This is a genomic window from Pseudoalteromonas sp. Of11M-6 (assembly GCF_022347905.1).
Taxonomy (GTDB): Bacteria; Pseudomonadota; Gammaproteobacteria; order Enterobacterales; family Alteromonadaceae; genus Pseudoalteromonas.
This window is the reverse complement of record NZ_JAKRFW010000002.1, coordinates 204,931-218,716: the sequence shown is the minus strand read 5'-3', so window position 1 is coordinate 218,716 and position 13,786 is coordinate 204,931. Positions and strand designations below refer to the sequence as shown.

General features: G+C 43.7%; 13 protein-coding genes. 10 read left to right on the top strand and 3 right to left on the bottom strand.

Annotation, left to right across the window (positions count from 1 at the left end):
* The first annotated feature begins 28 nt into the window (after positions 1–28).
* The 4 genes from MHN32_RS02245 to MHN32_RS02230 are packed head-to-tail and all read left to right on the top strand — an operon-like array spanning position 29 to position 4,051.
* Positions 29–1,162 (top strand): DJ-1/PfpI family protein, encoded by a 1,134-nt coding sequence (locus tag MHN32_RS02245; protein WP_239420795.1) that lies wholly within the window; start codon positions 29–31, stop codon positions 1,160–1,162.
* A complete protein-coding gene (locus tag MHN32_RS02240; RefSeq protein WP_239420794.1) occupies positions 1,155–2,066 on the top strand; it encodes an alpha/beta fold hydrolase in 912 nt (303 codons plus the stop codon). Before MHN32_RS02245 ends, MHN32_RS02240 begins: the two co-directional genes overlap by 8 nt.
* A complete protein-coding gene (locus MHN32_RS02235) occupies positions 2,066–2,767 on the top strand; it encodes a response regulator transcription factor (protein WP_239420793.1) in 702 nt (233 codons plus the stop codon). The genes MHN32_RS02240 and MHN32_RS02235 overlap by 1 nt, the downstream gene beginning before the upstream one ends.
* A gap of 21 nt (positions 2,768–2,788) precedes the next feature.
* Complete coding sequence (locus MHN32_RS02230; RefSeq protein WP_239420792.1) at positions 2,789–4,051, top strand: HAMP domain-containing sensor histidine kinase; 1,263 nt, start codon at positions 2,789–2,791, stop codon at positions 4,049–4,051.
* 81 nt (positions 4,052–4,132) lie between these two features.
* Here the strand turns inward: MHN32_RS02230 and MHN32_RS02225 are convergent, their stop codons facing one another.
* Positions 4,133–4,828 carry a hypothetical protein gene (locus tag MHN32_RS02225; protein WP_239420791.1) on the bottom strand — a complete coding sequence of 232 codons (696 nt, stop codon included), beginning with the start codon at positions 4,826–4,828 and terminating at the stop codon, positions 4,133–4,135.
* 241 nt (positions 4,829–5,069) lie between these two features.
* Here MHN32_RS02225 and MHN32_RS02220 point away from each other — a divergent pair, with 241 nt between their 5' ends.
* Positions 5,070–5,921: a GNAT family N-acetyltransferase gene (locus MHN32_RS02220; RefSeq protein WP_239420790.1), complete on the top strand. Its 852-nt coding sequence runs from the start codon at positions 5,070–5,072 to the stop codon at positions 5,919–5,921.
* Positions 5,922–5,927: 6 nt separating this feature from the next.
* Here MHN32_RS02220 and MHN32_RS02215 read toward each other — a convergent pair whose 3' ends face one another.
* Positions 5,928–6,824 carry a LysR family transcriptional regulator gene (locus MHN32_RS02215; RefSeq protein ID WP_010604549.1) on the bottom strand — a complete coding sequence of 299 codons (897 nt, stop codon included), beginning with the start codon at positions 6,822–6,824 and terminating at the stop codon, positions 5,928–5,930.
* Positions 6,825–6,933: 109 nt separating this feature from the next.
* Here MHN32_RS02215 and MHN32_RS02210 point away from each other — a divergent pair, with 109 nt between their 5' ends.
* Entirely contained in the window at positions 6,934–7,689 is a 756-nt protein-coding gene (locus tag MHN32_RS02210) for an SDR family oxidoreductase (protein WP_010604550.1), read from the top strand.
* 24 nt (positions 7,690–7,713) lie between these two features.
* Here MHN32_RS02210 and MHN32_RS23820 read toward each other — a convergent pair whose 3' ends face one another.
* Entirely contained in the window at positions 7,714–9,273 is a 1,560-nt protein-coding gene (locus tag MHN32_RS23820; RefSeq protein WP_239420789.1) for an ATP-binding protein, read from the bottom strand.
* Between the two features lie 158 nt (positions 9,274–9,431).
* On the opposite strand from MHN32_RS23820, the gene MHN32_RS02200 reads away from it, so the two are divergent.
* Genes MHN32_RS02200 through MHN32_RS02185 form a run of 4 tightly spaced genes read left to right on the top strand, consistent with a single transcriptional unit; the run spans position 9,432 to position 13,711 of the window.
* Positions 9,432–9,812: a BlaI/MecI/CopY family transcriptional regulator gene (locus MHN32_RS02200; RefSeq protein ID WP_239420788.1), complete on the top strand. Its 381-nt coding sequence runs from the start codon at positions 9,432–9,434 to the stop codon at positions 9,810–9,812.
* Positions 9,813–9,815: 3 nt separating this feature from the next.
* A complete protein-coding gene (locus MHN32_RS02195; protein ID WP_239420787.1) occupies positions 9,816–11,144 on the top strand; it encodes a M23/M56 family metallopeptidase in 1,329 nt (442 codons plus the stop codon).
* Position 11,145: 1 nt separating this feature from the next.
* Positions 11,146–12,495, top strand: coding sequence for a M23 family metallopeptidase (locus MHN32_RS02190; protein ID WP_239420786.1), 1,350 nt, complete (start codon positions 11,146–11,148; stop codon positions 12,493–12,495).
* Positions 12,488–13,711, top strand: coding sequence for a DUF418 domain-containing protein (locus MHN32_RS02185; RefSeq protein ID WP_239420785.1), 1,224 nt, complete (start codon positions 12,488–12,490; stop codon positions 13,709–13,711). Before MHN32_RS02190 ends, MHN32_RS02185 begins: the two co-directional genes overlap by 8 nt.
* The last annotated feature ends 75 nt before the right edge of the window (positions 13,712–13,786 follow it).

Genomic DNA, 13,786 nt, shown 5'->3' with positions numbered 1-13,786 from the left:
CACAAGGGTCAACAGGCCCGAGGACAGGATGATGAACAAATCACTATTAACCTTATCTCTCGTTACTGCCTTATCAGCAACTTCAATCAATGCGGTTGCACAAGATAAAAACACACCTCATGTGCTCATGGTGCTCAGTAGTTATGGCGAAATGGGTGCTGATGGCACCTTAAGCAAACCTGGATTTGACTTTGACGAGCTCAGTAAAGCGTATGCCGTGTTCAAACAAAATGGCGTAAAAGTCACGTTAGCCTCGCCGAAGGGCGGTGAACCGTTGGCAGATAAGTTCGATAAGAACAAATCCTATAATCAAGCATACAGTAATGATACGACTGCGATGGCGCAGCTTAAAAACACTAAAAGACTGAGTGAGTTAGAGCCCGTGCAATACGATGCTGTGTTTGTGGTTGGGGGCAAAGGCCCAATGTTCGACTTGCATGACTCCAAGCCGTTACAGGCAATTATTCGTGATATCTACGTTAACAACGGCGTGATTGGTGCGGTTTGCCATGGTCCTGCGGCATTGGTGGATGTAAAGCTTGAAAATGGCGAGTACTTAATCGCTGGTAAGCGAGTAAATGGTTTTACTAACGAAGAAGAAGCAGCGTTTGGTAAAAAGTGGACCAAACAGTTTCCATTCCTACTTGAAGATAAACTCATTGAGCGTGGTGCATCGTTTGTGCAAGACGGTTTGATGTTGAATCAGGTCAGTATTGACGGTCAATTGATCACAGGGCAAAACCCTTTTTCTACGGTAGATACTGCCAAAGCGATGGTTGCGGCGCTAGGTCTGACGGTAAGCGAGTTACCGCGATTCAAAGACGATGAAAGTATCTTGTTGGTAGAAGAGTTCTTTTCAGATAGCAGTAAAGCGAAGGCGCGTTATTTAGCGGATAAGTCATCGTTTGATCCTATGTTGCTCGGGATCTCTGGTTTATATCAAGCGCAGCATGCGCAAACTGCTCATCAACTTGCCGTGGCCGTTGAGTTGATGCAATTAACCCTCGCAGATATCGAACACCCCATGCTGTACGAAGCGCTAGTAAATGCACAGCTCAAACTAAATGATATATCTGGCGCAAAATCCACAATAGAAGCAGCGCTTAAAAAGCACGGTACGGCGGAGAGTTTGATTGCACTAAAAGAGAAAGTTTATGGTTAAGCAAAACTGGAGAAAAGCAATGTTAGTAGTGACTGGAATTATCGCGGGCGTTGCCGCTGTTTGGTATGCAGTATTTGGATTAAAGCCATACAGCGTTACGCCAGAGGAATTAACGCAAATATATAGCTATGAGCAAAAGGCGGTGGAGGTAAAGCTATCGCCATTAAAAGCCAATCACTTTGCGCTTGAGTACAAAACGTTTGATGGCGATAAAGTCAATGGTCATATTCTCTACCCAAGTAATTACGACGCGACCAAACCAATGCCTGTTATGGTGGGTGTCCACGGTATGGGTCGAAGTGATGTACGCTGGATACAAGAGAGCTTTAAAGGACGCGACACATACGAGCAAACGGATGAACTTACCAAAATGGCACTAGCAAACGGGTATGCTGTGATTGCCATTGATTCGAGGAATCATGGTAAGCGTAAAAATCTTGATCATAATATTATTGAAGTGATGCATGATTTAGATTGGTGGGGCAAGCGCGAGCCCTACGAAAACATGGTTATTGATTCGGTAAAGGATCACAGGGTTCTGCTTGATTGGATTGCAACCCAACCGCAATTTGATCAAGACCAAATCAGCGTTGCAGGATACAGCATGGGAGGTCAAATCAGTTTAATTTTAGCTGCACTGGATAAACGAGTAGATAATGTGTTATCAATTGTGCCGCCTTACCTGACTAACGCGGTGGCACGAGTGGCGATTAAAAACTTTGCGACGGCAGTTGATTCTCCCAAGGTGTGGTTGGTCTCGGCAGATGACGATGAATACACAAGCGAGCGTGAAAATGAAGCACTATTTGAAGCCATTGCGAGTGTGCAAAAACATCATGTAGTCATTGAAGGTGGGCATCTCTTGCCTGAAGGCTACTACAAAAAACTACAAGGCTGGTATTAATGAAAGCAAGCTCACAACTCAATATTTTAGTGATTGAAGACAACCCCGCGATTGCAAGTAATATAGCCGATTACTTCGATATGCAGGGACATAATCTGGACTTTGCTTATACGGGAGAGCAGGGTTGTGAGCTTGCATTAACGCAATATTTTGACTGTATTATTTTAGATATTATGCTGCCAGATATTGAAGGGCTTGGGGTCTGTCAGCGATTAAGGCTTCAAGCCGACAGACATATTCCCATCATCATGTTAACTGCTCGAGATACTTTGGACGATAAATTAGCAGGATTTGCGCAGGGTGCGGATGATTACCTCACCAAACCTTTTTCGCTAGAGGAGCTAGCAGCCCGAGTCAGCGCATTAACTTGCCGATTAAATCCCACACCTGCTGCAAGAACACTTAGCGTGGGGAACGCAGATAAACAGGTTACGCTCAATTACCAAAATCAAACGGTAACGCGGGGTGAGACTGCACTCGTGTTACCACCAATATTGTTCAATATTCTTAAAATTTTGATGGAAAGTTATCCTCGAGCGGTATCAAAGAGTGAGCTTGTTGAGCGTATTTGGGGCGAGGAGGGCACTGACTCGGACTCTTTACGGTCACATATCTACCAATTACGTAAAGCGGTAGATAAGCCATTTCCAACTGCCATTATTAAAACGATTCACAGCGTTGGCTTAGTGCTGGATTTATAGCTGAAATTGCAACTGAGAAAAATGAAAACAAAACAACTAAGAAACCGCATCATCACCTACTTTGTCTCTATTGTAGTACTGCTCAGTATATTATTTTCACTGATCACTTTGCTTTTCAGCTACATTATAGAAGACAGCTTTTTTTATCAAATTTTAGAAGATGAAAGAAAGCAGATAGCGCTTCAAATCGTCAATAACGAGACACCAGAACCGCATTTTGACTTCGTCACGTTTCATCCGACAACCGACACTTTACCCTCGGTAGTAAGAACGCTACTCGCTGAGGAACCAAACCGCAAAGAGTTTAGTGCCGAGGCGGGTAAACATTATCATATCACCTTTCTAAACAAGCATGACCGTGAACAAGGTATATTGCTTGCTGAAGTAAGCGGCCATCTTGTGGTACGCGAACTTCGAGGCTTGATGCTTGGTTTTTCACTGACCTTATTGGCGATTGGATTAGTAATAGCGCTATTGCTAGCGCTCGGTACGGTAAAGCTGGCAAAAAAATTACTTAAACCTTTGGATGAGCTAATGGTAATTGTAGAGGCAAGTCCCGTTGAAAACCTCCCGACCAATTTTGCATCTCAGTTTTCGCAAAATGAAATTGGTAAATTTGCACAAACGCTTGAATCAGCCCTTGCTCGTATTCGAGCATTCGTTGAGCGTGAACGCCAATTTACCAGAGATATTTCCCATGAATTGAGAACACCAGTCACCATTTCCCAAGGGGCGGTTAGTTTACTCAACCACACCGAGTTAAACAGTAAACAGCAAGAGCTGGTGGCAAGGATAGCGGAGTCTGACCAGCAGATGCAGCTAACACTAGAGGCGCTACTTGCCCTTGCCCGGGAAAAAGCCGATACACCGGAGCAGACTAATTTACAATCTGTGATTGAAGCTTGCATTATTAATAACCAAGTGCTGTTTGAGCATAAAGCCCTAAGTATTGACTTACCCGGCAATGTATTTGTTCCTATGGCCGCGCAGGAGCTAAGATTGGTAGTGCAAAACCTGTTACAGAACGCTGTACATCATAGCCAAGGTGAGCAAATTCATATTCGTTACAGAGATAATAAACTAACAATTGCGGATAATGGGCAAGGGTTACCAGAGATCTTTACGGCAAACGAGCAAGCCTTTGAGTCTGGAATGCGCGGTCCCAATAGTTCAGGCACAGGCATTGGGTTATCGCTAGTAAAGCGTCTTTGTGAGAAGTTTTCTGTGGAGGTGATGATTGAAAGTGGCGAAACGGGTGTATCGGTTCACTTAAAGTTTGCTTAGGGTTGTTGTTGACCTGACCCAACATAGTTTGAAAAGGCACGGTGACTTCTGTTATCGTGCCTTGAGAGAATTTAATTGAACTTAAGAAAACTCGGCGATAACCAATACTCTCTTGTGTTTAGCGCTATAAAAAACAATCCCTTCACCACCGCCTTCAAAATAAGTAGAGAAGCAGAAGGTACCAAGGTAAGTAAAATCTACACCGTGTTCTTCATCAAAAAAGCCAATTTCACGAGTGGAGTAGTGGCTGTAATTCTCGCCACTTTGCTCTTCCATAGCGTCAAAATAGCGCGTTTCATCATCACCTTCTTCATCCCACAAATAGGCGTCCCAATTGCAACCAAGTATGGGTTGGCCACCTAATTCAAAGAGCGGGTCGCTTTCTTCGTTTTCGTCAAGAGAGTAGTTAAGTCGTTGATGTTTGGCGTAGAAGCTGGCTGCTTGCTGATGGTATTCGCTATAGTCTTCAAAATCCTCCTTATCTTCACTTAGGTTGTCAACATTGTGAGCGTCAACTTGCCACCCAATGTCTGTCAGTGAGTAGGAAATATAAGGAAGGTCGCCATCAAAAATCTCCATAGAAATCGGTAATGCGATAAGTACATTATCATCGCTGTTTACGTCTAACTTTGAATATGCAAGTAGTCCTATTGGTAATAGCTGAGTGTCATTAAACGCGACATCTTGGGTGCTCGGGAATGGCTTGTAAAAGCCTGTAGCTTGCAACACTTTTTCCGCAGGACATGCGACCGCCGAATCTTTAATGTAGAGGGCCATAAAACAACTCCTTTTTATGATTTATTTTTTGGTAATTAATACGTTAGGCTCGTATTTGGTGCACACCATATAGCGAGGCGTGTGGAAAATCAATCAGTGATAATAATTGTTCGGGCGTTAGTGTGCCTGTCCTTTATATTTGCTCCAAATTTGAGACTTATTATGCCTATGATAGGGCCATTGCAGTGCAGGATTGTCCGCTATAATACAAACTAAATCAGGTGAGGAAAGTAGATACGCCATGGAAAATAGAATATTCAATATAAAAGTAATGAACTTAACTGAATTAGAAATTGCAGCAAAGTGGGCTCTGCAAGAAGGGTGGAACCCTGGGCTTAGCGACGCACGGTGCTACTATCAAGCCGATCCAAATGGCTTTTTAATTGGCTATCTTGGCGATGAACCTATCGCTTCGATTTCGGTGGTTAAGTACGATGATTCATTTTGTTTTTTAGGCTTTTATATTGTTAAACCAGAATATCGAGGTCAGGGTTATGGGATGCAGATGTGGCAGGCTGGACTTCAATATTTAGCTGGTTCTAACGTCGCACTGGATGGAGTGGTCGCGCAGCAAGAGAATTACAAAAAATCGGGTTTTAAGCTCGCCTATCGTAATATTCGCTACGAAGGAGTGGGTGGCGGCGAAACGCCTGATTGCACAAACTTAGTGGCACTTGAAAGATTACCGATAGAAGAGGTCATTGCTTACGACAGTGTGTTTTTCCCAGCCAAAAGAGTAGTCTTTGTTGACGCTTGGATTAACCAGCCAAACTGCCACGCTTTAGGCATTAAACAGGATGACACACTTGTAGCCATAGGTGTGATCCGTCCTTGTCACGTCGGCTATAAAATAGGCCCTCTTTACGCTGATAACGTAGAACTTGCAGAAACACTCTTCTTAGCGCTTAGGTCCAAGGTATCAGCAACTGAGGCCATTTATTTGGATGTGCCAGAAGTAAATGCAGCTGCTGTTGCGCTTGCACAAAAGTACAAGATGTCACTTTCTTTTGAAACCGCAAGAATGTACACCGCTGAACGCCCAGACTTGCCATTAACGCGAGTGTTCGGGGTAACTTCGTTTGAAATAGGTTAGTTTGATTCAATCGAAGCGGTATTGCTGATAGGTTGAAGTTAATAGCTCAACAAACTCCCGTACCTTTGCGGGAGTATATTGCTTCGACAAGTACAGCGCGTGAATAGGATAGCTTTCATCGTGTAGTTCAGGTAGTAGCTGTACACAACTGCCTATAGCTAATTCATCTTTAAATGCCCATAGCGGCCCGTAATGCACACCAAGGCCAGCATTTACCCAATTTTTTAGCACTGCAACACTGTTGGCGATGAGTTTACCACTTACCGCTACGGCTTCACGGTGCAGGCCTTTACCGAGAATGAGCTGATTATCAAGTTTAGGTTTATTGTAAAAGATAAAGTCCAGTTTGCTTAAATCGCTAAAGCGTTGTGGTTGCCCCATGCGTTCAATATACGATTTAGAGGCCACCAAGACCCGTGGTACATGACCTAGTTGTCGGCAGATCAAGGAGGAGTCATCCAGTTTGCCAATCCTAATTGCAATATCGATTTGTTTAGCCTTGAGATCTTCAAAATGACTGCCGAGCAGTAACTCGATATTGAGCTCTGGATAGGTGGTTATCATGGTTTGTACCACAGGTGCAATGAAGCGCTCGGCGAAGTCGTGTGGGGCTGCAACCCTCAATGTTCCAGAAGGCAGTGCTGAGGTGCCTGAAATCGACTCTTCTAATTCCCTTTTTTCATCAAGTAATTGCTTTACGCCTTTATAGTACTCAAGCCCAACCTCAGTTGCGGCTGTTTGTTTAGTGGAGCGCTGTAAAAGTTTTACTCCTAATCGACTTTCTAAGTTTGCGAGCTTTCGGCTTACCGAGGACGGATCGGTACCTATCACCTCAGCCGCAGATTTGAGGCTGCCAGATTCAACGGTAAGAACAAATAAATCTTCTTCAGTAATCGATTTCATAGCGGATGTAAAAAATGCAATTAGTAAATGACTAAAATCACTATACCTGTATCCCTTTCACCTAGCTACACTAAAAGTCGATTGAATATTTCAAGTAGGAGAAATAGGTATGTCTAAGCAATTAACAGGTAAGGTTGCGTTTATCACTGGGTCAGCCAAAAATATGGGGAAGGATTTTGCTATTGCGCTGGCAAAGCAAGGCGCTGATCTTGTTATTCACTATCATAGTGCCCATTCTAAACTACAAGCATTTGAAACCCAGAAGGAAGTTGAAGCGCTGGGTGTTAGGACGACGCTAGTACACGGAGATGTCAGCAATAAAGCGCAAGTAATGAATATATTTGAGCATATTATTAGTGAGTTTGGCGGCGTAGATATCGTTATCAATAATGCCGGCACTATCAGCAAAAAACCGTTTGTTGAATATAGCGAGGAAGATTTTGACAGGCTGTTTGGGATCAACTGTAAAGGGGCATTTTTTGTGATGCAAGAAGCCGCTAAACATATTCGTGATAATGGTCGGATCATTAATATGGGCACTTCGCTGCTGGCAGCATTTACTGGAAATTATGCACTCTATGCTGGCTCAAAAGCACCACTTGAGCATTTCACTCGTGCGCTGGCAAAGGAAATCGGACATCGAGGAGTGACCGTCAATACTATTGCACCAGGTCCAATTGACACAGACTTTTTCCGTGGCGAAGAAAACGAGCAAACCGTTAATTATTTGCAGTCTGCAAGTGTAATGAACCGGCTAGGGCAAGTAGACGATATTACTCCTGCGGTGCTTTATCTTGCGTCGGAGCAATCACGCTGGACGACTGGGCAAACTTTGTTTGTTAACGGAGGTTTTGTCACTCGTTAAGTATGCTATTAGGGCACAAGTTGGTTAGGCGGTTTGTGCCAACGTTTTGTTCGCCAACAAGATGGTAAAAGTGGTGCCATTTCCGGCTTTGGAATTGACTTTTAAGTCACCTTCTAAATGTTTTTTTACGAGATTATAGGTGACGGAAAGTCCAAGCCCGGCATGACCATGTTGGCGAGCTGTGGTGTAAAAGGGCTCGAAGATCCGGTTTAGGACCTCATTACTCATACCGATGCCTTCGTCTTTAACTCGAATAAATATTTTATTGTCAGTGATCTCTAAACGAACAGCAGCAAAGGGCTGGGTATTAATATCATCGCTATAGCCGTGAATTCGGGCATTCTCAAGCAGTTGTAATAAGGTTTGCTGTAGCGCATTAACGTTGATTTTGACCAGTTGTTCCAGTTTTCCTGTTGCGCTAAATTCAACGCGCATCTTTAACTGGAAACGTGCCGTTTGTTCGCAATAATCGCGAATAACGGCTTCTAGGTCGACAAGTTGCTCGACGTCAGTTTCTTGCTCTGCAGAGATATTCTTGAACTCTTGTACTAGCTTTGCCGTTTTGCCGAGATTTCGCTCTGCGATAGACAACCCAGAATCCAATGCTGCCATAATTTCTAAAAACTCAGCGTGCGATAAACGCTGCGCTTTCATGCCTGTTTCCATCACATCCACTTGTTCTTGGCAGGACGACACCGCGGTAATTGAGACGCCAAGTGGGGTATTTACCTCGTGAGCCAATCCTGAAACTAAACTACCTAGGCTCGATAATTTTTCCGCCTCTACCAGTTGCTGGTGGATCACATGGATGTGGCTAAGGAGCTGGTTGATGGCAAGGCTAACATCAGTCAATTCATTGTGATTATCAATGTCGATACGTTTTTCGAGACTCGAGCTCTCAATAATGTGGTTAATTTGCGAGCGAATATGATCGATTGGATGTTGAATAGAGCGGTATAAGGCGAAGCCAACGGCAATTAAGCTCACCAATACAATCACAGAAAAAGTAATGAGCAACAACTTTAGTTGGCTAAATTGTTGCTCGGTTTGCTCCACAATACCGAGTGCGACATCATTTTGTACCTTGGTGAGTGCTTGTAATGATGCAGTTAACGGATCGAACTTTTCATAGAGTGCGGTAATAAACTGATTTTGCGGAATAGCTAAAAATGTCCCTTGATCTATCGCGCTTTGGATTGTGGCAATATGCGTAAATACGGCCTGCATTTGGAACTCAATGAGTTCGACCTTGACTTGCTCCGCCGTCACCAAATAAGTGTTTAGATAGCTTTGCCACACGTTGTTCATGACCCGAGTAGCATCTGCTATTTGCATTAGCACCTCGTCTTTGGAGACCAGTCCTGCACGATACTTATGAAGTATGTCGACAATTTGAATCGCACCGTGATCTGATACTTTTTTTATTTGAATAAGCGGCACAACACGATCGGCGTATAGAGATTCTACTTCTGACTCAAGGTGAGCGTAACGGTTAAAAGCATATCCAAGCAGTAAGGCAAGCGCGATGACGGGAAATACAATTAGCAGCCATAGTTTATGGCGAATATTAATTAGCTCTAGCACTACAGATAACTCATTTTTTGCATATCAACTTGAAGTATAAGTGCTGTTGATAATGTCGCCATTTTTCGTGGTGAAAATTAAAAAAGCACAACATGCGACTTGTGTCGCACTTTTTTGTTTGTTAACGTGTGACATATGTCGCAGTTGTGAGAAAAACAATGAAACCAAACTCAACCGAACTAATCGTTTTAAAGAGCCTTTGGCGTGAACAGCCAAGAACGGGCAAAGAAATTCATACAGAAATAGGATCAAAGCTCAGCTGGAGCTACTCATCAACTCGAAAAACCCTTGAGAGAATGTGTGAAAAGGGTTATCTCACCGAGCAAATGCAAGGCAACAAAAAAATATACTCAGCTGTGCTTGCTAAAGTACCGACTCTCGCACTTTATGCTCAAGAGTTTGCAAAGCAAATCATGGAGTTGGATGAACCACTTCCAGTCGCTATGTTTTCAGATAGTAAGTTAATTGCAGCGGATGAATTAGATGAATTGGAAGCCATGTTAGATGAGTTAGCTAAGACGCAAGGTGATAAAGAGTAGGGTATGGAACTAATATTACTTTCGGTCTTGCTGTGGGTGGCGCTTAGTGGCTTAACGTACGCGCTTGGAGTGAAATTTTCCGCTCGGTATGTACAGAATAAAGGACTTTGGTGGGGCGTGCTGGCAGTGACTTTTGTGCCTTGGATCCCACTTGAACACATGGGGCAACACAACGCGATTCCAGCCATATTGTTTAATGCCAATTTACAACAATTTGCAGAGCCGCTGCTGGCGATGACGAAGCGTACTCAAGTTGCGTCTGACTGGCTAAACCTGACGCTTATGGCTGTATTTATGGTCTATTGCGTTGGGCTAATCGCTCATCTTTTGGTACTTGGGCGACAGTATTGGCGAGTAAAACGCCTCTGTAGCACCGCCTCAAAAATAAAGCTCGGCGCACCGAGTTGCTATCAATTGCCAATTACTTGCTCTCCTTTTGTGTTCGGACTGTGGCAACCTAAAGTGTATTTGCCGGTGGAATTTGACACGCTACCAGAGGCAGAACAGCAAGCACTTATTCTGCATGAGTTAACCCACATAGATAAAGGCGATCACATTGCCGTCGTAATTTGGCGAATACTCGCGACGCTTGCTTGGTTTAATCCGTTTATTGCAAAAATGGAACAGGGCTTTATTCGAGCGATGGAATATCGCTGTGATGAGGTGACGATAGCGAAGCACGGCCTTGAGCCTTTGGCTTATAGCAAAGCATTAATGAACTCTTTAAAACGGGCTGCTGCTCCGCCGAAAACGATGAATATGACAGCAAATTTTACATCTAACTCATTGACTTTAGATGATTATAAAAAGCGTTTTAGCGTTATTCTTAAATCTAAAAAGAAGCCCAGTAACCTTGCGTTGATAGGGTTTTTTGTGTTGCTTAGTTCAGGTTTAGCCTATGGCAATATTCAATGGACAATGGGAACGGCGATGGTCAGTAAAACATGGACATACCCGGTCGTCACACCTGAAATAACATCAAGGTTTGGGCATATATCGAACTTTCGTCACAATAAAGCACATCAAGGACTGGATTTAGCTGGCGGCGTTGGTGAACCTGCGATGGCGGTTGCCAGCGGTACGGTCACGATTGCTGATGATAAAACCTTGCCTGAGAATTACGGTAAAGTGGTGTTGATCCATCATGACAATGGTTATCAAAGTCTCTACGCACACCTTGATAGCATTGATGTTGAAGTGGGTGAGCAAGTATCGCAAGGAGAAGTGATCGGTACCATAGGTGAAACCGGTCGAGTCACTGGTCCACATCTACATCTAGAAGCTCTGCATAACAACACGCGCATTGATCCGCTGACCTTATTGGAAAATTAACATGATTAAAAAGCTTTCTATCGCCATTGCAATGATGGCAACTTTTGGCTGCTCGAAACAACCCGAGCAGACTCATTCGGTCAATAAAGCGCAAGAGAATACGCTTGTGTCGGTACAAGCAGAACAAGGTCAAGTTGTTGTACTCAATAGATCCGCTGAAGACTCAGTCACGGCCCAAATCCAAATCACAGAGGAGCTAAAGCCAGTTCAAGATATTCGTTTACTTGAACTTAAATCGGGTGAGAGTTTAGCGAATCTTTTAAGTGAGTTTGCATTCAGTGACCGCGATAGTTGGCTGGTGGAACAAGCCGTGAGTACGTGGACATCACTGACTAAGCTCAAGGCTGGACAGTTAATAGAAGCAGAGCTTGTAGACGGACAAGTACAGCTGATCCGCTTTGAATATGCATTTGCACAGGTTATTGAGATTAAAAGAGCGGATGAACAGTGGCATGCATCGCTAAGTGAGCTTGAAACCGTCACGCAAACAAAGCGTTTATCGACAAGCATAGATTCTAGTTTTTTTGTGGACGCCAGCAAAATCGGGGTGCCCAATGATATTATCAATCAAAGTATCGTGGCCTTATCTCACCTTGTCGATTTTCAAAGAGAAGTATATGCCGGCGATCAAATTGATTTTGTATTTCAAGAACAGCAGCTTGTGGCAGCCGAAGATATACTCAAGCAAATCTCCAAACCTTTAGAATTACAACATGTTGCGCTACTTTCAGGAAAAGAAAAATACCGCTTATACCGGTTTACTGATAATGGCGGAACGACCGCTTTCTACCACCCAGATGGTACCCTCGCGCAAAGCTTTTTAATGAAAACTCCGCTTAACGGTGCTCGGTTATCGTCAAACTTCGGTAAACGTCATCACCCGGTATTGGGCTACACCCGAATGCACAAAGGGATCGATTTTGGTGCGCCTGTTGGTACGCCTATTATGGCTGCGGGTTCTGGAAAAGTACTCAAAGCTGGGTGGGGCGGCGGCTTTGGTAATCGCGTAGTGTTAGATCACGGCAAAGGCTATCAAACACTTTATGCTCACTTAAATGGCTTTGCGAACGGCCTCAAAAATGGGACGAGAGTAAAGCAAGGCGATGTGATTGGCTACCTTGGTAATACCGGCCTGTCGCAGGCGCGTCACTTACATTATGAAGTGCATAAAGACGGAAAAGCCATCAATCCACTCACCCTAAAACAACCAAAAAACACTAAGCTAAGTGACACGCAATTTGATGAATTTAGCGCGCAGGTTGCACAAATTACCACACTGCTCGATAGCGAAAATACAAAGCTTGCTCACCATGATGGACAGTCGGGCAGCATGGGTAGCTCTGATGACTAGTGCTGAAAAAAATCGTCTTAACAGCCTCGACTTTATTCGCGGGGTAGCAATTCTGTGTATTTTACTTATCAACATCGAAAGCTTTGCCTATCCCAATCCATGGGGCAGTTACCAATATGGCTTTATGACAGATATAGACAGTGAGGTAAGGTACTGGGTGTACGTGTTTGCTCAGGGCAAGTTTTACGGGCTGCTGGCGATGTTATTTGGCGCTGGCCTTACGATTATTCTTCAAAAACAGCCATTTGAATTTGCTATTAAATTAAGTGCGGCAAGGCTAGTGGCTTTATTTATACTCGGTCTTGTTCATGCTTATTGTATTTGGAGTGGCGACATTCTCTATCACTATGCCGTGATAGGAATGATTGCCACCACCGTCATATTACTTGGCACCCGGGCCATCAAAGGCAGCATAGTAATTTGTTTGGCGTTTATATTAGTTGCAGGTTTTGGCAGAGCAGAGCGCACCATCGCCCAATACGATGCTTACCAAGCAGCACTCAATGTGGACGAAGCGTCTCGCACACGAGACCAGCAAAAAGTGATTAATCGGTGGCAGAATAAAACCGAACCACGGACACCCATCCATCGTACTTTGGAAGAAATGCCAAGCTTAACTGAGTATTGGCAGGAAAACTTTGACAGCCCGCAGGTCCACACAGGTAAGCTGTTTTATTCAAGTATTTTTTGGTCCACGTTAATGATGATGCTGATAGGCTCGCAGCTGTTTCAATGGGGATTGTTTTCAAAGACTAAACTGAGCCCATTTGTGGTTGTGGCACTGCTTTGCTTGATTGCGGTGTCGTGTTATGCCACTCAAGCTCGTTATTTTCATTGGCTGCAAAGTTCACATATCCCAGTGTTGTCTTACGCTAAACAAATGATCATTGTACTTAACCGGGAGCTGCAAGCGATTGTTTACTTGGTTTTGTTGTCTTTACTATATAACCGTTGGTTGCATCGCTTCAAACCCCTTGAGGCGATAAATCAAGTGGGTCGATTTGCGCTGAGCAATTACATTGGACAGTCACTGTTATTGGTGGTGATATTTTATGGCTTTGGATTACATAATACGCTAAGTCGCAGTGAGCTCTTGCTCTTATGGCTTGTTATTATGGCAGTGCAGCTGCTATTGAATGTGATTTACGGGCGATTCTTTAAAGTGGGACCCGTTGAACGTGTATGGCGCAAACTAACAATTAAGTTACATGCATAATCGACTCGAATTTTTTACAAATTCGAACTTCATACCTAAGCTAATTTTGACCTAATATTGAAGTCGATACGTTAG